The sequence below is a fragment of the Campylobacter concisus genome (assembly GCF_902460675.1).
Taxonomy (GTDB): Bacteria; Campylobacterota; Campylobacteria; order Campylobacterales; family Campylobacteraceae; genus Campylobacter_A; species Campylobacter_A concisus_AJ.
Window position 1 is genome coordinate 25,745 of record NZ_CABPUQ010000003.1, and the last position, 18,309, is coordinate 44,053.

Here is an 18,309-nt window from a genome sequence, read left to right on the forward strand (position 1 = left end):
TTTTTATCGCGATTATAGCAACTTTTATTTAATCAAAAAAATGCTCTCTAAAACGAACTTTAAACTAATATTTTTTATTAAACTTCTTTTTATATATTGTTTAATTATTTTAGGCTAAACTCATCGCAAAAATTCATAAGGAGAAAAAATGAGTTTGTATGATAGAAACTACGCCAAGCAAAATCAAGAAGAGCTTGCGTATTCTCAAAGCTCACTAAGCACTTTTATAAAACAAACTTATCAACTTTTTGCAGCATCACTACTTTCAGCTACAGCTGGCGCTTATGTAGGCATTAGTATCGCTAGTGTTTTTGCGGCAAATAGATTTTTGTTTTGGGGACTTGTGATACTTGAGTTTGTTCTACTTTTTGGACTAATGGCGGCTAAACGCAAAGAGGGATTAAATTTAATACTTCTTTTTGCATTTACATTTGTAAGCGGTCTTACGCTAACTCCGCTACTTTCAGCGATCCTTGCTATGCCAAGTGGTGCTAGTATCGTGGCTCAAGCATTTGGCTTGACAACAGTTGCATTTGGTGCTCTAAGCGTCTTTGCGATGAATACAAAACGCGACTTTACAACGATGGGCAAGATGCTATTTATAACTTTGATAGTTATCGTTGTGGCAGCGATCATCAACATTTTCGTTAAAAGCACGATGTTTCAACTTGTAATCGCAAGTATTTCATCGATCTTATTTAGTGCTTATATACTTTTTGATACACAAAATATCATCCGTGGCAACTACGAGACACCAGTTGAGGGTGCAGTTGCTTTGTATCTTGATTTTGTAAATTTATTTACATCATTACTACAAATTTTAGGCATTTTTAATAGAAATGACTAATGACGAGCGCATCTACCGAGTGATAGATGCGAATTTAAATAGGCTAAAAGAAGGGCTTCGCGTCGTTGAAGATATAAAAAGATATGTCTTTGATGACGCTAAGCTCGCCTATAAGATAAAGTCCCTCCGCCACAAGGCAAAGATCCCACAAAAAGAATTTTTAAAATTTAGAAATTCACAAAATGATGTTTTAAAAACCAGCACAAAAAGCGAGCAAGAAAGATCAAATTTAGATGAGATCATCACCGCAAATTTCAAGCGTGCCCAGGAGAGCGCCCGCGTGCTTGAAGAGTGCTTTAAGCTTATAAATTTAGAGCGAGCTGAGCTTTTTAAAAGCATAAGATACGAGCTTTATGAGCTTGAAAAAGAACTTTAACTAAAAATTTAAATCTTTTCTTGTATAATCGCAAACTATTTAAAAAATTTAAAGGAAATTTCGTGAGTTTAATATTTTTAATCTTACAATTTGTTCTAGCTGTCGTTATCACGATCGCAGTTTTACTCCAAAAGAGCTCATCTATCGGTCTTGGAGCATACAGTGGAAGCAACGAGAGCCTTTTTGGAGCAAAAGGACCAGCTGGATTTTTAGCTAAATTTACCTTTGTGGTAGGCGTTTTGTTTATCCTAAACACACTTGCGCTTGGATATTTTTACAATAAAGATCTAAAACGCTCTATCGTTGATAGCGTCGATAGCAAATCTCTAGTCATACCAAAATCAAACGACGTGCCAGCAGCTCCTAGCGCACCACAAAATCCAGCAAAATAACAATGATAAAAACGTTTTTAGCGTCACTTTTGACGCTAACGTTTGCTTTGGCAGACGCTCACATTCTAGTTTATCACCGCTTTGACGAGCCAAGGCACGCTAGCACGGATATTTCTATTCAAAATTTAAGAGCTCAGTTTGAATACTTCAAAAATAATGGCTATGAAGTTGTCAAGCTATCAAGACTTGTCGATGCTGTAAATGCTGGCGAGCCGATCCCTGATAACTGGATCGTTATCACCGTTGATGATGGATACAAAAGCTTTTACAATAACGCTCTTGAGCTTTTTAAAGAGTATAACTATCCATTTGCTTTGATGGTCTATGTAGAGGCAAGCGCGAACAAATATGGTGATTATCTAGACTTTGATCAGATCAAAGAGCTAGAGGCTTACGGCGAGATCGGCTACCACTCATACGCTCATCCAAGGATGACTAGACTTAGCGATGAGGCCTTGAGGGAGGACTTTCAAAAGGGCGTTGAGACCTTTGAAAAACACATGGGTTATAAGCCAAAATACTTCGCAGTCCCTTACGGCGAGATCGATAGCAGAGTCGTCTCTTTGGCAAAAGAATTTGGCTTTTTAGCACTTTTAAATCAAAACTCAGGCGCAGTTTCAGATAAAAGCGATGTTTATGATCTTTACAGAACGCCAGTGATGAACGGCACAAAGATAGCGCTAACTTTTAATAGCAAATTTTTAAATGCCCAGTGGATATTTCCAGAGGGCTATCCGCAAAACAATGCGATCGACAAGCTCATCATCAAGACCGACACAAACGCTAGTGAGGGCAGTTTTTTCATGACTGGCTTTGACGGCTTTAGAAAAGTACCTATGACAAATGGCGTTTTTGAGTGTAAATTTAACCCACCACTTGATAAACGCAAAGTGTTAATGTCGCTAAAAGTAGATCATCACAGAAGTACAAAACTTCTAATAAAGGACACCAATGCTAAATAAAATTTACGATACCCAAAAAGAGGGTTGCGAAAAGGCGATCGCTTCTTTAAAGCGCGATTTTACAACGCTAAGAACTGGCAAAGTAAATATCAACATCCTAGATAACGTTATGGTTGATTACTACGGCTCGCCAACTCCGCTTAATCAAGTAGCCACCGTGCTTACAAGTGACGCCTCGACTATCGCTATCACACCTTGGGAAAAGAGCATGATAAAAGCGATCTCATCAGCCATCCAAGCTGCAAATATCGGCGTCAATCCAAACAGCGACGGCGAGAGCGTTAAGCTATTTTTCCCACCGATGACCGTCGAGCAACGCCAAGAAAATGCAAAACACGCAAAAGCTATGGGCGAAAAGGCCAAAGTTAGCATCAGAAACGTAAGAAAAGACGCAAATGACGAGGTCAAAAAGCTTGAAAAAGACAAAGCTATAACAGAAGACGAGAGCAAAAAAGGTCAAGATGAGGTTCAAAAGATAACTGACACCTACACCGCAAAGATCGACACTCTCGTAAAAGAGAAAGAAGCCGAGCTTTTAAAAATCTAAATTTACTTAGAAATTTGCGCCCCTTGCAAATTTCTAAACCTCCACTTTTTAGCCATGCAATGTGGCTAAATTTCATCCTTTAAAGGACGATCTTGCACATCATCACCGAGCTAAAAGCTGCATTTGCTGATAAAAAAATTTTGTTTCTTACCATTTTGGCTTTTTCTCTAGCTACCATTTTTCTTAGCCCAAGCCAGATAGTGGATGAGTATAGAGGTTTTTGGCTGCTTGAGCCGCTACTTTTGGTCGCTATCTACCTAAATAAAAGGCAAATTTTACTTCCTTTATACTTTTTGATATTTGGAGCTAGCCTTTACTTTTTTGGCCTTAAGCTAAGCGGTCACACTAGCGATCTTGTGGCACTTTATTTCATGGCTTTTGTGCTTTTATTCTCTTTAAATTTTTCCAAAGATAATGAGAAATTTATAAGCCAGAGCCTAGCAAGACTATTAAATTTACTCATCTCATTTACCCTTTTTCACCTATTTTTTCTTGGCATTGTGGCTGTTTATGCAGGGCTTAACTACCTTTTTGATTTGGAGCTTCTAACCAGTCACAGGACGCAAAGGCTCTACTTGACACTGGCCTCTTTTGGTCTGCCTTGTCTATTTATCTTTTTTGAGAGCAAATTTAGCGAGTACAGGCTTTTAAATTTCGTCAAGATCGCCATAAATTTCATCCTAAATCCCGTGCTCATCATCTATGTGGTGCTTTTAAATTTATACTGCATTTATAGGCTTGTTTTGCTTGAGCTGCCACGAGGCGGAGTGGCTTATATCGTGCTTGCCTGCTTGATCGCTGGCTTTGTTTTAAGAGGGCTAAATTTACTTATCAAAAGCCAAATTTATGATCAAATTTTTAAGCTCTTACCACTTTTTGTCATCTTGCCTAGCATAATGCTTTGGTGGGGCGTCATGCACAGGGTTGGTGAGTACGGTCTAAGCGAGGCTAGGATATATCTCATCGCCTGCGTGATATTTGCAAATTTGAGCTATTTTGTGATGATATTTCTTAGAAACTTCTCTTACAAATTTCTAGCATTTTTCATGATATTTGGCATATTTTTCACCCATTTTGTCCTTGATACGAAGCAGCTTGTGCTAAATTCTCAAAAAGAGCTTTTATTAAGAGAGCTAAGAGCGCTAAATTTACTTGATAGCAGTGGCTCGCTAAGCGGCGACGTGAGTAAGATAGACAAAGAGAAGCTCTACTTTTTGCAAGATAAATTTGACTTTTTAGTAGAAAATGGCGATAAATTTGCACTAGAAAACAAAAAATTTATAGTGGGTCTTGAGGTGGCTGAGCAGAAAAATTGGCAGATATTTAGCATTAACTCAGGCAACATCGGCATAAACGTCAAAGAGGCAACCATAAAAAGCGTAGTCACAAGCAGCGTAAATGGCGATGAGCTCGTTATGCAGCTAGATAATGAAAGAGTTAGTATAAATATGCAAAAGCACCTAGAAAAGGCGCTCGCAAGTCTAAATTTAAAGCCAGATGGCGACTTTGGCGCTGAGGTATTTGAGCGGTTAAAAGAGCAGCTTTTGATCTTTGAAGTTGGCAAGCGAGCCTTTGTTCTGCGCTCTATGGAAATCGCGCAAGAAAACGGAGTTTATAAATTTTACGATGCAAGCGTGCTTTTTTATATGGAGGATGCGTTGCTAAAATAGCGAGCCTTGCGTGAGTTTTGGCTTTATGACAAAGCTTTTTCTATGAAAGTCTGAGTAACCAAATTTAGCTATCGCATCTAGGTGCGACTTCGTGCCATATCCTTTGTGCCCTGCAAAGCCGTATGCTGGATAAAATTTATCCCAGCCGTTCATCAAGCGGTCACGGCTTACTTTTGCTAATATACTAGCAGCGCTTACCCCAGCGATCTTGCCGTCGGCCTTTATCATCGTCGTGATGCCAACGCCATAGTCTAAATTTCCATCGTAAATGATCTCAAAGCCCTCAAAATGCGCCTTGAAAAGTTTGAGCGCGCGCCTTAGGCACTCACTTAGCCCAAGCTCGTCTATCTGGGCGTTTGAAAAGTAGGCGATGAGGAAATTTGAGCTTTTTGTGATCTCTTTAAAGAGCTCTTCGCGCCTTTTTGCGGTTAGTTTTTTGGAGTCGTTTAGACCAGAAATTTCGCTATTTAGCACGCAAGCAGCCACACTTAGTGGTCCAGCTAGCGCCCCGCGCCCCGCCTCGTCGATACCGCAAATTTTAGCCATTACAGCCCGACTTCATCGCTAAAGTAAGGTCTTAGCTCCTCAAGTGGGACGCTGATTTGCTCCTCGTTTAAAAATGTAAGCCCAAGTGGCGAAAGCACGAAGTTATCGCTAACACCAGCGGTTGCAAGGACTGCTTTTAGATGTTCGTTATTCATATCTTTAAAAATTTGCTTTAGTTTTAGCTTTTTGTTTGTCGCAAGCGAGATCACCTCGCAGTTTGTTTTTTCGTTTTTATAGGTGCAAACGCTTTTTATCTTGTCGTTGATGTAGTAGATATCTTTTAGACTCTCATACTGGCTATTTGGCCATTTTTTGCGCTCGCTTTTTAGGTCGTAAAACTCTGCAAGAAGCTTGTTTTTGTATTTTTTAGCAGAGTCTTTAGCGAAGATGTCGTTAGTGATCGCCTCATATCTTGTGCCGTTTGCCTCGGTCATTTGGATGCCGATATTTAGGATCTCATACTCTTTTTCTTCTTTTACGGTGGCGTTGTAGGCTTTGTTTTTGACGATTATCTTGCCTTTTAGCTCGCCGTTTTCGTTTTTAACGTCTAAATTTATCTTGTCTGAGACTGCATTTAGCGATGAAATTTCACTGCCATTTTGCTCAAAAGAGCCCTTTTCATAGTCGTATTTTGTGCCGTCAAAAAAGATGTGACCGCTTATCTTGGGTGGGACCTTAAAACTCTTACTTTGTTTGAAATTTTCAAATTCATCTTTAAAATAGTTCATATAAACTTCAAATTTCACACCATTTGCATCGCCACTAAATTTATAAAATTTAGCCCAGTTTTCGTGGTTTATCTCATAGCCAAAAAGGCTTACAGCGATGAATAAGATCCCAAAAAATGCTCTCATGTCTGTCCTTTATAGTTTTTTTGATTATAACTATTTTATCCCTAGACTTTTAAAATGATAATCAAACAAAGAGTTTAAATTTATAAACCTAGGCTCCACCTAGAAAATGGCAATATCTCGCATTTTATCCCCTCGATGCTTTGCTCGGCTTGGTTTGCGACACTGATGATTTGAAGTTTGCTAACGCCCAGCTCTTTTAGGCTCGCGTGGAGCTTTTTAAATTTCAAAAAGACAATCTCAGGCGCAGAAAATGGCACGCAAATGATCGCAAGTTTCTTTTTAGCAAGGAAAAAATCGATCTCTTTTGTATAGTAAATCTCATCTTTAAATTTAAGCAGCTCACAAAAAACGACATTTGCAAAGACAGCTAAAAAGTCCTTTTTTAGGCACAAGGCATTACGAAGGGCAAAATTTGTAAAGTAAATTTTCTTACTCGTGCTGCTCTCATCTAAATTTGGCACAAACTCCACATATCCGCTCTCATTTAGCCAGCTTATCGCGCCATAAACGCTATCTTTTGAAATTTTCATCTGTTCTTTTAGATTTTTATAAATCCCAAAGGCGCTTATGGTGTCGTGGCATTTTGTCGCGCACTCTTTTAAGATAGCGATGTTTTGCTCGTTTAAATTTGCTCTTAAGAGCTGCTGCAAGTGAGCTGTGACCTCACTGGAGTCCAAAAAGGCGCTTGCTATCTCGTTGCCATGGGCCAAAAAGTAGCTAAAAAGCAGGTCTTGGTCTAAATTTTTCTTAAAAAATAGTATAAATTCCTCGTAGTCGAGATAGTTTAAATTTATGCGTGCAAAGCCATCAAGCGAGAGTGAAAATTCCTTGCTTGTAAGGATGATGTTTTCAAGTGCAGCGTCCTTTAAAAAGTCTAAATTTGCAAGATCAGCGCCTTGCAAATTTTCAACTGCGAGCACCTTTATCTGGGCATTTTTTTCTAAAAACTCTTTTAAATTCGCTAAAAGCAAGGCTCTATCTATCCTTATATCGTCTAAATTTATATAAAGCCTCTCCTCGCTTTTATAATGGCTCAAAAACTCATAAACAAGGGCTGTTTTGCCACTTGAAATAGCACCAATGATAAGCGTTTTTGGCGAGATGATCTCATATTTTCTAGGGATAAATTTTGCATTTTTAATGGGTGCTTGATAGAGCGTTTCTAAACTTTTCAAATTTGACCTTTTTGGCTTTTTGAAATTATAGCCACTTCCTTTTAAAAAGGAAAATATTGTGTTAAATTTTAAAAAATGAACAAAATTTAGAAATAAAAAATAAAATTTTAGACTAGAAATTTATAAAATTTTTTAAAAATCAATTCACCATTTACAAGATACCTTCCTTATCAAAAGGAAATAATTAATTAAAATTCAACAAAAAATAGCGTTTTTCTTGACAACTATAATAGCTTTTTTGTAAAATCCCTATCTCTTTACGAAAGACCTATGTCTTGCTCGTACGATCGCTTGATCCTATGCGGGTTATTTTGATGTAAAGAGGTCGCGAGTTTGCGACAAGTTCTTTTTAAAGGAAAACACATGGAAAGAATCAGGTTAAAGCTAAAAGCTTACGACCATAGAGTTCTAGACCGCACTGTTGCAGCAATCGTAGAAGCTGTCAAACGAACAGGTGCCGACGTTCGTGGCCCGGTACCAATGCCTACAAAGATCAAACGCTATACAGTCTTAAAATCTCCACACATCAACAAAGACTCACGTGAGCAGTTTGAGATGAGAATACACGCTCGTATGCTTGACATCGTAGCTGCTACTCCAGAAACTGTAGATAGCCTAACAAAACTCGACCTAGCTCCAGAAGTTAATGTCGAAGTTCGTGCGATGAAATAAGCGGACAAAAGGATAAGAGTATGGAATATATTGTAGAAAAAATAGGCATGAGTAGAACGATTGCCACGAAGAGTACGCCAGTTACACTACTTAAGCTAGTTGAGGCTAAAGTATGTGAGATCGACGAAAACAAACGTGCTATCGTAGCGTATGCCCACACTAAAGCAAACAACAAAGCTATCGCTGGTCAGCAAAAGAAATACAATCTGACAGCAGAATTTAACAAATTTGCTACGCTTGAAGTAGCTAATAGCGAAGTTGGAAACCTAGACTTTACACCATTAAATGAGGCTAAAATTTTAAAAGTTAGCTTTAACTCAAAAGGTAGAGGCTACCAAGGTGTGGTAAAAAGACATGGTTTCGGTGGTGGTCCAAAAAGCCACGGCTCACGTTTCCACAGACGCCACGGATCAATTGGTAACTGCGAATGGCCAGGTCGTGTTCAACCAGGTATGAAAATGGCAGGACACATGGGCAATGAGAAAGTTACTGTTAAAAACGAGCTAATAAGCTTTGACGCTCAAAATGGCATCGTAGTTGTAAAAGGTTGCGTTCCTGGTCACAATGGTGCAATGGGTAAAATAAGGATTGTAAAATGAGTAAAATTCACGTATTAAACGATAAATTTGAAAATTCAGGCGAGTTAGAGCTTCCTGCAAGCTACGCTGAAGTAAATCCGCACAACCTATATCTTTATGTAAAATCTTACCTTGCTGGTATAAGAGCAAATTCGGCTCATACTAAAAGCCGTGCTTTTGTAAGCGGTGGTGGTAAAAAACCATGGAGACAAAAAGGACGTGGTGGTGCAAGAGCGGGTTCAACTAGAACTAACGTTTGGGTAGGCGGTGCAGTTGCATTTGGTCCAACAAACGAGAAAAACTATTTTCAAAAAGTCAATAAAAAACAAAAAAGACTAGCTCTTGAGTACGCTTTGGCAGCAAAAGCACAAGATGGTAAAATTTTCGCAGTAGATAGCATCTCAATCGAGTCTGGAAAGACAAAAGATGCAGCTAATATCATCAAAAATTTAAAAGTAAAAGATGCGCTTATCGTTAAAGATTTACTAGACGATAAAACACTACTTGCTTTTAGAAATTTAGCAAACTGCTATGTAGTAGATGCAAATGAGGTAAATGCTTATCTTGTCTCTACATTTAGTTCGGTTATTATTGAAAAAGCTGCACTAAAAACTATAACAAAAGAGGGCTAAAATGGCGGATATAACTGATATCAAAACAATTATTTATACAGAAAAAACTCTAGGCCTTCAAGAACAAGGCGTTGTTGTTATCCAAACTTCACCAAGAGTTACAAAAAACAGCTTAAAAGCGGTTTTACAAGAGTATTTTGGAGTAACGCCTGTTCGCGTAAATTCACTTAGAATTAGCGGCAAGGTTAAGCGTTTTAGAGGAAGAGCAGGCCAACGTGACGAGATAAAGAAATTCTACGTTAAGTTACCTGAAGGCGTAAGCCTAGAAAATACGGAGGCGTAAGATGGCTATAAAATCATATAAACCATATACACCTAGTCGTAGATATATGACTGGACTAAGCTCTGAAGATATAACAGCTAAACCAAGCGTTAGAAGCTTGCTTGTTAAACTACCTGCATCTAGTGGTAGAAATAACAATGGTCGTATAACTTCAAGACACAAAGAAGCAGGTGCAAAAAAACTTTATCGTATCATCGACTTTAAACGTCGCAAATTTGGTATAGAAGGTAAAGTTGAAGCGATCGAATACGATCCAAACAGAAACTGCCGTATCGCTCTTGTAGCTTATAAAGATGGTGAAAAGCGCTATATCATTAGACCAAATGGCCTAAATGTTGGCGATGTTATCGCATCTATCGATGAGGGCTCACTAGATATTAAACCAGGCAACGCTATGAAGTTAAGATTTATCCCAGTTGGTACTATCGTTCATAACGTAGAGCTAAAACCTGGCAAAGGCGCTCAGATAGCTCGTTCGGCTGGCGGCTATGCTCAGCTAATGGGTAAAGAAGAGAAGTATGTTATCTTAAGAATGCCAAGTGGTGAGATGAGACAAGTACTAGCTGAGTGTATGGCAAGTATCGGTGTAGTAGGCAACGAAGACTGGGCTAACATCACTATAGGTAAAGCCGGACGTAATCGCTACCGCGGTATCCGCCCACAAACACGTGGTTCTGCTATGAACCCAGTTGATCACCCACACGGCGGTGGTGAAGGTAAGAAAAATTCAGGCCGTCACCCAGTTACTCCATGGGGTAAACCAACTAAAGGTGCTAAGACTCGCCGTAAAAAAGCTAGCGATAAGCTTATAATTTCAAGAAGGAAAGGAAAATAGAGATGGCAAGATCACTCAAAAAAGGTCCTTTCGTAGATGATCATGTAATGAAAAAAGTTATTGCCGCAAAAAATGCAAACGATAACAAACCAATCAAGACTTGGTCAAGACGTAGCACGATTGTACCTGAAATGATTGGACTAACATTTAACGTTCATAATGGCAAGAGCTTTATTCCTGTATATGTTACAGAAAATCATATAGGCTATAAACTTGGCGAATTTGCTCCAACACGCACATTTAAGGGTCACAAAGGCTCAGTGCAAAAGAAAATCGGCAAGTAAGGGGAGATAATATGAGTAAAGCAATTATAAAATTCGTAAGACTTTCTCCTACAAAAGCAAGACTTATAGCAAGAGAAGTTCAAGGTATGAATGCCGAGCTAGCACTTGCAAGCTTGCAATTTATGCCAAATCGTGGTGCTAAATTTATAGCAAACGCTATTAGCTCAGCAGTAGCAAATGGCGGATTTGAGCCAGAAGAGGTTGTAGTAACTAGTTGCCGCGTTGATGCTGGTCCTGTATTAAAGAGATTTAGACCAAGAGCAAGAGGAACAGCGAGCAAAATTCGCAAACCTACTTCTCATGTAATGGTAGAAGTATCTAAACCTGAAAAGAAGGAAGCATAATATGGGACAAAAAGTAAATCCAATAGGTCTTAGACTAGGAATTAACCGCAACTGGGAATCTAGATGGTTTCCAACCAAACAAAGTCTTCCTGAAAATATCGGTGAAGATTACAAAATTCGTGCATTTTTAAAGAAAAAACTTTACTATGCAGGAATTAGCCAAATTCTAATCGAAAGAACGGCTAAAAAACTTCGTGTAACCGTAGTTGCAGCTCGTCCTGGTATCATCATCGGCAAAAAAGGCCAAGATGTTGAAAACCTAAAGAACGAAGTTAGCAAACTTATCGGCAAAGAAGTAAATGTAAATATCAAAGAAGAAAGAAAAGCTCAAGCTTCAGCTCAACTTGCTGCTGAAAACGTAGCTATGCAACTTGAAAAGCGTGTCGCATTTAGACGTGCTATGAAAAAAGTTATCCAAGGTGCTCAAAAATCAGGCGCTAAAGGTATCAAAATTTCAGTTGCTGGTCGTTTAGGTGGCGCTGAGATGGCAAGAACCGAGTGGTATCTAGAAGGTCGCGTTCCGCTTCATACTCTTAGAGCAAAGATAGATTACGGTGTAGCTGAGGCTCATACAACTTATGGAAACATAGGTATTAAAGTATGGATTTTTAAAGGTGAGGTTCTTCAAAAAGGTGTTCAACCTGAGAAAACTGAAGAAGAGGCACCTAAGAAAACACGTAGAGCAAGAAGAGGTAAATAATTATGTTGATGCCTAAAAGAACGAAATTTCGTAAGCAAATGAAAGGTCGCAACCGTGGTTATGCGACTCGCGGAGCATCTTTAGCAACTGGCGAATTTGCACTTAAAGCTGTTGAGGCTGGTAGAGTAAATTCACGCCAAATAGAAGCTGCTCGTCAAGCTCTAACTCGTCACGTAAAGAGACAGGCTAAAATTTGGATTAGGGTTTTCCCAGACAAGCCACTTACTAAAAAACCTCTACAAACTCGTATGGGTAAAGGTAAGGCAGGAGTTGAAGAGTGGGTTATGAACATTAAACCTGGTCGTATAATATTTGAAATGGCTGGTGTTGACGAAGAGTTGGCGCGTGAAGCTTTAACTTTGGCTCTACACAAACTTCCTTTCAAATCAAAATTTGTAACGCGAGAGAGTGAAAATGAAATATACTGAGTTAAAAGATAAGAGCGTTGCAGAATTAAACGCGTTGCTAAAAGAGAAAAAGGTGCTTTTATTTACATTAAGACAAAAGCTAAAAACTATGCAGTTAAGCAACCCTAATGAGATTAGTGCTGTTCGCAAAGAGATAGCTCAGATCAACACTGCAATTAGTGCAACAAGACAAGGGGCGTAAAATGGCATTAAAAAGAGAAATTCAAGGTGTTGTTTTACAAAAAGCTGGAGATAAGACAGCTACTATTTTGGTAGAAAGACGCGTTATGCACCCAAGATACCATAAATTTGTAAAACGCTTTAAAAAGTATTTGGTTCATGATGAGAAAAATGAGACAAGAGCAGGCGATACAGTTGTTGCAGTTGAGTGCAGACCACTTTCAGCTCGCAAGAATTTTCGCTTAAAAGCTGTATTGGCAAAGGGAGTTGAGTAATGATTCAAAGTTTTACAAGACTTGCAGTTGCTGATAACAGCGGCGCAAAAGAGTTGATGTGTATAAAAGTTCTTGGCGGCAGCAAAAGAAGATACGCTACACTTGGCGATATCATAGTTTGCTCTGTTAAAAAAGCTCTTCCAAATGGTAAGATCAAAAAAGGACAGGTTGTAAAAGCTGTTGTTGTAAGAACTAAAAGAGAGGTTCAAAGAGATAATGGTTCGCTAATCCGCTTCGACGAGAACGCAGCTGTTATACTTGATAGCAAAAAAGAGCCAGTCGGCACTCGTATTTTTGGACCAGTTGGACGTGAAGTTAGATATGCTAACTTTATGAAGATTGTTTCGCTAGCTCCGGAGGTTTTATAATGGCTAATGTAAAATTTAAAGTCAAAAAAGGCGATACTGTAAAGATCATCGCTGGTGACGATAAAGGCAAAACTGGTAAAATTTTAGCAGTTCTTGCAAAAAAAGGTCAGGTTATAGTTGAGGGATGCAAAATAGCTAAAAAAGCTATCAAACCAAGCGAAAAAACTCCAAATGGTGGTCACGTAAATAAAGAGATGCCAATTGACATATCAAACGTCGCGAAAGTTGAAGGATAAGAGATATGAGTAGATTAAAAGATAAATTTAACGAAACTATCAAGCCAGCTCTCGTAAAAGAATTTGACATCAAAAATCCAATGCTTATCCCTGCGCTCGAGAAAATCGTGATCAGTGTAGGCGCTGGAGACTCTGCGAAAGATCAGAAAGTGCTTCAAAATATGGCTGATACCATTTCACTTATCGCTGGACAAAAAGCGGTTATCACTGATGCTAAAAAATCAGTTGCTGGCTTTAAAGTTCGCGAGGGTTTCCCTGTTGGTATCAAAGTAACTTTGAGAAAAGAGCAAATGTATGCTTTCTTAGATAAGCTAATAAGCGTTGCTCTTCCAAGAGTTAAAGACTTCCGTGGTCTCCCAAAAAATGGCTTTGATGGACGTGGAAACTATAACTTTGGTCTTAGCGAGCAGCTAATGTTTCCAGAGGTTGAGTATGATAAAATTTTACGAACTCATGGTATGAATATTACGATTGCTACTACGGCTAAAAATGATAAAGAGGCATTCAAATTGCTAGAGCTATTTGGTGTGCCGTTTGCAAAAGGAAAGTAAAATGGCAAAGAAATCAATGATAGCAAAAGCTGCACGCAAGCCAAAATTTGCGGTTCGCGGCTATACTAGATGCCAAATTTGCGGTCGTCCGCACTCTGTTTATAAAGATTTTGGAATTTGCCGTGTTTGCCTAAGAAAAATGGCTAACGAAGGCCTAATACCTGGTCTTAAAAAAGCAAGTTGGTAAGGAATAGAAATGTTGAACGATTTAATATCAGATGGATTAACACGCATTAGAAATGCAAGTATGAGAAGACTTGAGACTGCTAAATTGCTTCATTCTAAGGTTGTTGAGGCTACTCTTTCTATCCTTGCAGCAAAAGGCTATATCGAGAGCTACAACGTTATCGAAGAAGGTAACAAGAAATTTATAAACGTAGTTTTAAAGTATGATGAGTACGGCAGAAGCGTTATAAACGAGCTTAAAAGGGTTTCAAAACCTGGTCGCCGTGTTTACCAAGGCAAAGACGACATTAAGCGTTTTAAAAATGGTTACGGAACAGTTATCGTTAGCACAAGCAAAGGCGTTATGAGCGGTATTGAAGCAAGTAAAGCTGGCGTTGGCGGCGAGGTTCTTTGTACCGTTTGGTAATAGTAAAGCAGCGTTTTGGCGTTGTTTTAAATTTAGAAATTTAACTTTAGCTAGGTGAAATTTTATATTTCGCCCAGGCTAAATTTAGTAAGGTTTCGTCAAATTTGACGATCAAATTTACGGCATTGTGGTGTTTATTCGTAAATGTAGGAACACCCTAGACAAGTAAAGGAAAGAAATGTCACGTATTGGAAAACAGCCTATCGCTATCCCAAGTGGTGTAGACGTTAGCGTTGAAAATAATGTCCTAAAATTTAAAAAGGGCAATCACTTAAAAGAGCTTGACACAAAAGGTCACGTTGATGTCAAGATAGAAAATGGCCATATAGTTTTTGCTCCAAAGGGCGAAGATCGCCAAAGCAGAGCTTACTGGGGAACATATAGGGCACTTGCTAATAACATCGTAACTGGTATCACTCATGGCTTTACTCGCCAGCTTGAGATCAACGGCGTTGGTTACAAAGCAGCTGCAAAAGGTAAAATTTTAGAGCTTTCTCTTGGTTTTTCACACCTTATCAACTATGAGCTACCAGCAGGCGTTGAAGCTAGCGTTGATAAAAACGTTATAACTATCAAAGGTGACGATAAACAAGTAGTAGGTCAAGTGGCTGCTCAAGTTAGAGGATTTAGACCACCTGAGCCATACAAAGGCAAAGGCGTTAAATATCTAGAAGAACGTATCATCCGCAAAGCGGGCAAGACATCTAAGAAGTAAGGGGCGGTAAATGACAGCAAAAGTACTAAAAAGAAAAATCGCTCTTAGAATTAAGAGAAAAAGAAGAATCAGAGGTAAAATTTCTGGTGTTGCAACTTGCCCAAGAGTTTCTATTTTCAAATCAAACAGGACTCTTTATGTTCAAGCTATTGATGATGTTACAGCTACTACACTAGCTGCAGTTGATGGTAGAAAAATAGGCATAAAAGCAAACAAAGAAGGTGCGGTCACTTTAGCTAAAGAATTTGCTAAGGCTTTAAAAGCTAAGAAGATAGATGTTGCGATTTTTGATAGAAATGGTTATTTATACCATGGCGTTATTGCAGCATTTGCTGAAGCTTTAAGAGAAAATGGCATCAAGCTATAACCCAAAGGAAAATCGATGGAAAAATATAATAGAGAAGAATTTGAAGAAGTAATCGTCGATATCGGTCGGGTTACAAAGGTTGTTAAAGGTGGTCGTAGATTTAGATTTACAGCTTTAGTTGTTGTTGGTAATAGAAATGGCCTAGTTGGCTTTGGATATGGCAAAGCTAAAGAGGTGCCAGATGCGATGAGAAAAGCGATTGACGACGCATTTAAAAATATTATCCACGTTAAGATCAAGGGCACAACTATCCCTCACGATGTAGAGGTAAAATATAACGCAAGTAGAATGTTACTTCGCCCAGCTAGCGAAGGTACTGGTGTTATCGCTGGTGGTAGTGCACGTCCTATTATCGAGCTTGCAGGTATTAAGGATATCCTTACTAAATCACTTGGCTCAAACAACTCAGCAAACGTCGTTCGTGCTACCATAAAAGCACTTAGTTTGCTAAAAAGCTAAGAGAAAGGAGTTAAGATGGCATTAGAAAAATTAACACCTGCTGCAGGTTCAACTCATTCAACTAAAAGAATAGGTCGTGGTCAAGGCAGTGGCAATGGCAAAACTGCTGGCAAAGGCAACAAAGGTCAAAGAGCAAGAAAAGGCTATAATGAAAAAAGAGGTTTTGAGGGCGGACAACAACCACTTCAAAGACGTCTTCCAAAGGTAGGCTTTGCTTCTAAATTTGAAAAACCTTATGTTATCAATGTTGAGAAGATCACAGCTATAAAAGAGCTTGCGGAAATTTCAATAGCAACAATAGCTAGCGTTCATAAAATTTCAAAGAGCGTTACTAAGATAAAACTAATCGGTGCAAGCGCAAAAGCTCTTGCTTCAAAGATCAAAGACGAGAACGTTAGCGTTAGCGGAACAAAATAATGGATAAAACACTGACCAACAAGATTTTAATCACGTTGGCATTTTTGTTCGCATACAGGATACTGGCTTATGTGCCAGTTCCTGGTGTTAATGTCGACGTAATTAAAGAATTTTTCAATTCAAACAATAGCAACGCCTTGGGTCTATTTAATATGTTTAGTGGTAAGGCTGCTGAGCGTTTAAGTATCATATCTCTAGGCATCATGCCTTATATCACAGCTTCGATCATCATGGAGCTTCTAGCAGCGACATTTCCAAAGTTAGGTCAGATGAAAAAAGAGCGCGACGGTATGCAAAAATATATGCAAATCATACGTTATGCAACCATCGTTATCACTCTTGTTCAATCAATCGGCGTCTCTATCGGACTTCAAAGCTTAAGCGGTCGTGGTGGCGAGCAAGCTATCATGATAGATATGAATTTATTTATTGCGATCTCTGCTGTATCTATGCTAACTGGCACTATGCTACTTATGTGGATAGGTGAGCAGATCACACAGCGCGGTATAGGCAACGGTATAAGTCTTATCATCTTTGCGGGCATCGTCTCTGGCATACCTAGTGCGATCGGCGGAACTGTAAATTTGGTAAATACTTCTGAGATGAATTTCCTAACAGTCATCGCTATTTTGGTGATTATTTTAGCGACCATTGGTGCTATTATCTTTGTCGAGATGGGCGAAAGACGTATCCCTATTTCTTACTCAAGAAAAGTGATAATGGAAAATCAAAACAAGCGTATAATGAACTATATACCGATCAAAGTAAATTTAAGTGGCGTTATCCCACCGATATTTGCTAGTGCGATTTTGATGTTTCCAAGCACTATTTTGCAGGCTAGCACAAATCCAGTAATCCAGGCTATCAACGACTTTTTAAGTCCAAATGGCTATATGTTTAACGTTTTAACATTTTTATTTATAATCTTCTTTGCATTTTTCTATGCATCGATCGTCTTTAACACAAAAGATATAAGTGAAAATTTAAAGAAACAAGGTGGATTTATCCCTGGTGTTAGACCAGGCGAAAGTACAGCTAGCTATCTAAACGAAGTAGCTGGCAGACTAACTTTAGGTGGAGCTTTATACTTAGGTATTATTTCAACACTACCTTGGGTACTTGTCAAGACTATGGGCGTACCATTTTATTTTGGTGGTACATCAGTGCTTATCGTGGTTTCAGTAGCACTTGATACGATGAGACGTATAGAAGCTCAGTCTTATACAAACAAATACCAAACTCTAAGTGCAGTAGGTCTATAAAATGGCTATCACGCTAAAAAGACCAGCTGAGATAGAGAAAATGAGAGCGGCGAATAAGATCGTCGCTCGAACACTTGATCACGTTTCTACGATCATAAAACCCGGAATTTCCCTTCTTGAGATAGATAAAATTTGCGAAGATATGATAAGAGCTGCTGGAGCAAAACCTGCCTTTAAAGGGCTTTACGGCTTTCCAAATGCAGCCTGCATAAGCGTCAATGAAGTGGTGATCCACGGAATTCCAAACGAATACAAACTAAAAGAGGGCGATATCGTTAGTGTTGATATTGGCTCAAATTTAGATGGTTATTTTGGCGATTCGGCTAGGACTTTTGGGGTTGGTAAAATTTCAAAAGATGACGAGGATTTGATCGCTTGCTCAAAAGACGCGCTTTATTTTGCGATTGATTTTATAAGAGCTGGTATGCATTTTAAAGAGATTAGCTACGAGCTTGAGAAATTTATACTAGGTAGAGGCTATGTGCCTTTGCGCGGATATTGCGGTCATGGCATAGGTAAAAGGCCACATGAAGAGCCGGAAATTCCAAACTATCTTGAAGGAAACAACCCAAAAGCTGGACCAAAGATAAAAGAGGGAATGGTTTTTTGTATAGAGCCGATGATCTGCCAAAAAGATGGCACGCCAGTTTTAGGAAGCGATAACTGGAAAGTAACCTCAAAAGATGGTTTGAGAACTAGCCATTATGAGCATTGTATGGCGATAGTTAATGGCAAAGCTGAAATTTTAAGTCAAGCGTGAAATTTAGAGAAAAATTTAAAGAA

The 18,309-nt window shown here is 38.8% G+C and carries 31 protein-coding genes; 28 read left to right on the plus strand and 3 right to left on the minus strand.

Annotated features, from left to right (window positions below; translation table 11 throughout):
* The first annotated feature begins 148 nt into the window (after positions 1-148).
* The 6 genes from F3G88_RS09635 (at position 149) to F3G88_RS09660 (ending at position 4,794) form a co-directional block, all read left to right on the plus strand.
* Entirely contained in the window at positions 149-847 is a 699-nt protein-coding gene (locus F3G88_RS09635; protein WP_021087252.1) for a Bax inhibitor-1/YccA family protein, read from the plus strand.
* Entirely contained in the window at positions 840-1,223 is a 384-nt protein-coding gene (locus tag F3G88_RS09640; RefSeq protein ID WP_002941503.1) for a hypothetical protein, read from the plus strand. Before F3G88_RS09635 ends, F3G88_RS09640 begins: the two co-directional genes overlap by 8 nt.
* Before the next feature lie 62 nt (positions 1,224-1,285).
* Positions 1,286-1,615, plus strand: coding sequence for a preprotein translocase subunit SecG (gene secG, locus F3G88_RS09645; protein ID WP_002941549.1), 330 nt, complete (start codon positions 1,286-1,288; stop codon positions 1,613-1,615).
* 2 nt (positions 1,616-1,617) lie between these two features.
* Positions 1,618-2,577, plus strand: coding sequence for a polysaccharide deacetylase family protein (locus tag F3G88_RS09650; RefSeq protein ID WP_149716051.1), 960 nt, complete (start codon positions 1,618-1,620; stop codon positions 2,575-2,577).
* Positions 2,567-3,124, plus strand: coding sequence for a ribosome recycling factor (gene frr / locus F3G88_RS09655; protein ID WP_002941557.1), 558 nt, complete (start codon positions 2,567-2,569; stop codon positions 3,122-3,124). Before F3G88_RS09650 ends, frr begins: the two co-directional genes overlap by 11 nt.
* A gap of 92 nt (positions 3,125-3,216) precedes the next feature.
* Positions 3,217-4,794 (plus strand): DUF4153 domain-containing protein, encoded by a 1,578-nt coding sequence (locus tag F3G88_RS09660; RefSeq protein WP_149716052.1) that lies wholly within the window; start codon positions 3,217-3,219, stop codon positions 4,792-4,794.
* Here F3G88_RS09660 and rnhB read toward each other — a convergent pair.
* From rnhB to F3G88_RS09675, 3 genes are all read right to left on the minus strand, one after another.
* Positions 4,786-5,340, minus strand: a complete 555-nt coding sequence (gene rnhB / locus F3G88_RS09665) for a ribonuclease HII (RefSeq protein ID WP_149716053.1) — start codon at positions 5,338-5,340, stop codon at positions 4,786-4,788. The genes F3G88_RS09660 and rnhB overlap by 9 nt on opposite strands.
* Entirely contained in the window at positions 5,340-6,194 is an 855-nt protein-coding gene (locus F3G88_RS09670) for an S-adenosylmethionine tRNA ribosyltransferase (RefSeq protein WP_149716054.1), read from the minus strand. The genes rnhB and F3G88_RS09670 overlap by 1 nt, the downstream gene beginning before the upstream one ends.
* 80 nt (positions 6,195-6,274) lie before the next feature.
* On the minus strand, positions 6,275-7,369 hold the full coding sequence (locus F3G88_RS09675; RefSeq protein ID WP_149716055.1) for an ATP-binding protein: 1,095 nt from the start codon (positions 7,367-7,369) through the stop codon (positions 6,275-6,277).
* 363 nt (positions 7,370-7,732) lie between these two features.
* On the opposite strand from F3G88_RS09675, the gene rpsJ reads away from it, so the two are divergent.
* From rpsJ to map, 22 genes are all read left to right on the plus strand, one after another.
* On the plus strand, positions 7,733-8,041 hold the full coding sequence (rpsJ, locus tag F3G88_RS09680; RefSeq protein WP_009295257.1) for a 30S ribosomal protein S10: 309 nt from the start codon (positions 7,733-7,735) through the stop codon (positions 8,039-8,041).
* Positions 8,042-8,061: 20 nt separating this feature from the next.
* Complete coding sequence (gene rplC / locus F3G88_RS09685; RefSeq protein WP_002941563.1) at positions 8,062-8,640, plus strand: 50S ribosomal protein L3; 579 nt, start codon at positions 8,062-8,064, stop codon at positions 8,638-8,640.
* Complete coding sequence (gene rplD / locus F3G88_RS09690) at positions 8,637-9,251, plus strand: 50S ribosomal protein L4 (RefSeq protein WP_002941609.1); 615 nt, start codon at positions 8,637-8,639, stop codon at positions 9,249-9,251. The genes rplC and rplD overlap by 4 nt, the downstream gene beginning before the upstream one ends.
* 1 nt (position 9,252) lies before the next feature.
* Positions 9,253-9,534: a 50S ribosomal protein L23 gene (locus F3G88_RS09695; protein WP_002941535.1), complete on the plus strand. Its 282-nt coding sequence runs from the start codon at positions 9,253-9,255 to the stop codon at positions 9,532-9,534.
* Position 9,535: 1 nt separating this feature from the next.
* Positions 9,536-10,369 (plus strand): 50S ribosomal protein L2, encoded by an 834-nt coding sequence (rplB, locus tag F3G88_RS09700; RefSeq protein ID WP_149716056.1) that lies wholly within the window; start codon positions 9,536-9,538, stop codon positions 10,367-10,369.
* A 2-nt stretch (positions 10,370-10,371) separates the two neighbouring features.
* Positions 10,372-10,653 carry a 30S ribosomal protein S19 gene (gene rpsS, locus F3G88_RS09705; RefSeq protein WP_002941639.1) on the plus strand — a complete coding sequence of 94 codons (282 nt, stop codon included), beginning with the start codon at positions 10,372-10,374 and terminating at the stop codon, positions 10,651-10,653.
* Between the two features lie 11 nt (positions 10,654-10,664).
* Positions 10,665-10,997: a 50S ribosomal protein L22 gene (gene rplV / locus F3G88_RS09710; protein ID WP_009295259.1), complete on the plus strand. Its 333-nt coding sequence runs from the start codon at positions 10,665-10,667 to the stop codon at positions 10,995-10,997.
* A gap of 1 nt (position 10,998) precedes the next feature.
* Entirely contained in the window at positions 10,999-11,697 is a 699-nt protein-coding gene (gene rpsC, locus F3G88_RS09715) for a 30S ribosomal protein S3 (RefSeq protein ID WP_002941650.1), read from the plus strand.
* A 2-nt stretch (positions 11,698-11,699) separates the two neighbouring features.
* Positions 11,700-12,125: a 50S ribosomal protein L16 gene (gene rplP / locus F3G88_RS09720; protein WP_002941572.1), complete on the plus strand. Its 426-nt coding sequence runs from the start codon at positions 11,700-11,702 to the stop codon at positions 12,123-12,125.
* Positions 12,112-12,306: a 50S ribosomal protein L29 gene (gene rpmC, locus F3G88_RS09725; RefSeq protein WP_002941625.1), complete on the plus strand. Its 195-nt coding sequence runs from the start codon at positions 12,112-12,114 to the stop codon at positions 12,304-12,306. Before rplP ends, rpmC begins: the two co-directional genes overlap by 14 nt.
* A gap of 1 nt (position 12,307) precedes the next feature.
* The gene (gene rpsQ, locus F3G88_RS09730) at positions 12,308-12,559 is read left to right on the plus strand and encodes a 30S ribosomal protein S17 (RefSeq protein WP_002941511.1); all 252 of its coding nucleotides are present in this window, start codon (positions 12,308-12,310) and stop codon (positions 12,557-12,559) included.
* Positions 12,559-12,927 (plus strand): 50S ribosomal protein L14, encoded by a 369-nt coding sequence (gene rplN / locus F3G88_RS09735; RefSeq protein WP_002941516.1) that lies wholly within the window; start codon positions 12,559-12,561, stop codon positions 12,925-12,927. Before rpsQ ends, rplN begins: the two co-directional genes overlap by 1 nt.
* Positions 12,927-13,163 carry a 50S ribosomal protein L24 gene (gene rplX, locus F3G88_RS09740; RefSeq protein WP_002941666.1) on the plus strand — a complete coding sequence of 79 codons (237 nt, stop codon included), beginning with the start codon at positions 12,927-12,929 and terminating at the stop codon, positions 13,161-13,163. Before rplN ends, rplX begins: the two co-directional genes overlap by 1 nt.
* A 5-nt stretch (positions 13,164-13,168) precedes the next feature.
* Positions 13,169-13,714, plus strand: coding sequence for a 50S ribosomal protein L5 (gene rplE, locus F3G88_RS09745; protein WP_002941643.1), 546 nt, complete (start codon positions 13,169-13,171; stop codon positions 13,712-13,714).
* 1 nt (position 13,715) lies between these two features.
* Entirely contained in the window at positions 13,716-13,901 is a 186-nt protein-coding gene (locus F3G88_RS09750; protein WP_002941532.1) for a type Z 30S ribosomal protein S14, read from the plus strand.
* A gap of 9 nt (positions 13,902-13,910) precedes the next feature.
* Positions 13,911-14,306, plus strand: a complete 396-nt coding sequence (gene rpsH, locus F3G88_RS09755) for a 30S ribosomal protein S8 (protein ID WP_035169968.1) — start codon at positions 13,911-13,913, stop codon at positions 14,304-14,306.
* 178 nt (positions 14,307-14,484) lie between these two features.
* On the plus strand, positions 14,485-15,021 hold the full coding sequence (gene rplF / locus F3G88_RS09760; RefSeq protein ID WP_002941606.1) for a 50S ribosomal protein L6: 537 nt from the start codon (positions 14,485-14,487) through the stop codon (positions 15,019-15,021).
* A 10-nt stretch (positions 15,022-15,031) separates the two neighbouring features.
* Positions 15,032-15,388, plus strand: coding sequence for a 50S ribosomal protein L18 (gene rplR / locus F3G88_RS09765; RefSeq protein ID WP_002941658.1), 357 nt, complete (start codon positions 15,032-15,034; stop codon positions 15,386-15,388).
* A 15-nt stretch (positions 15,389-15,403) separates the two neighbouring features.
* Positions 15,404-15,847: a 30S ribosomal protein S5 gene (gene rpsE, locus F3G88_RS09770; protein WP_002941646.1), complete on the plus strand. Its 444-nt coding sequence runs from the start codon at positions 15,404-15,406 to the stop codon at positions 15,845-15,847.
* 15 nt (positions 15,848-15,862) lie between these two features.
* Positions 15,863-16,264, plus strand: coding sequence for a 50S ribosomal protein L15 (gene rplO / locus F3G88_RS09775; protein WP_103574231.1), 402 nt, complete (start codon positions 15,863-15,865; stop codon positions 16,262-16,264).
* Positions 16,264-17,526, plus strand: a complete 1,263-nt coding sequence (secY, locus tag F3G88_RS09780) for a preprotein translocase subunit SecY (RefSeq protein WP_009295263.1) — start codon at positions 16,264-16,266, stop codon at positions 17,524-17,526. The genes rplO and secY overlap by 1 nt, the downstream gene beginning before the upstream one ends.
* 1 nt (position 17,527) lies before the next feature.
* The gene (gene map, locus F3G88_RS09785) at positions 17,528-18,286 is read left to right on the plus strand and encodes a type I methionyl aminopeptidase (RefSeq protein WP_103574232.1); all 759 of its coding nucleotides are present in this window, start codon (positions 17,528-17,530) and stop codon (positions 18,284-18,286) included.
* Positions 18,287-18,309: the final 23 nt, after the last annotated feature.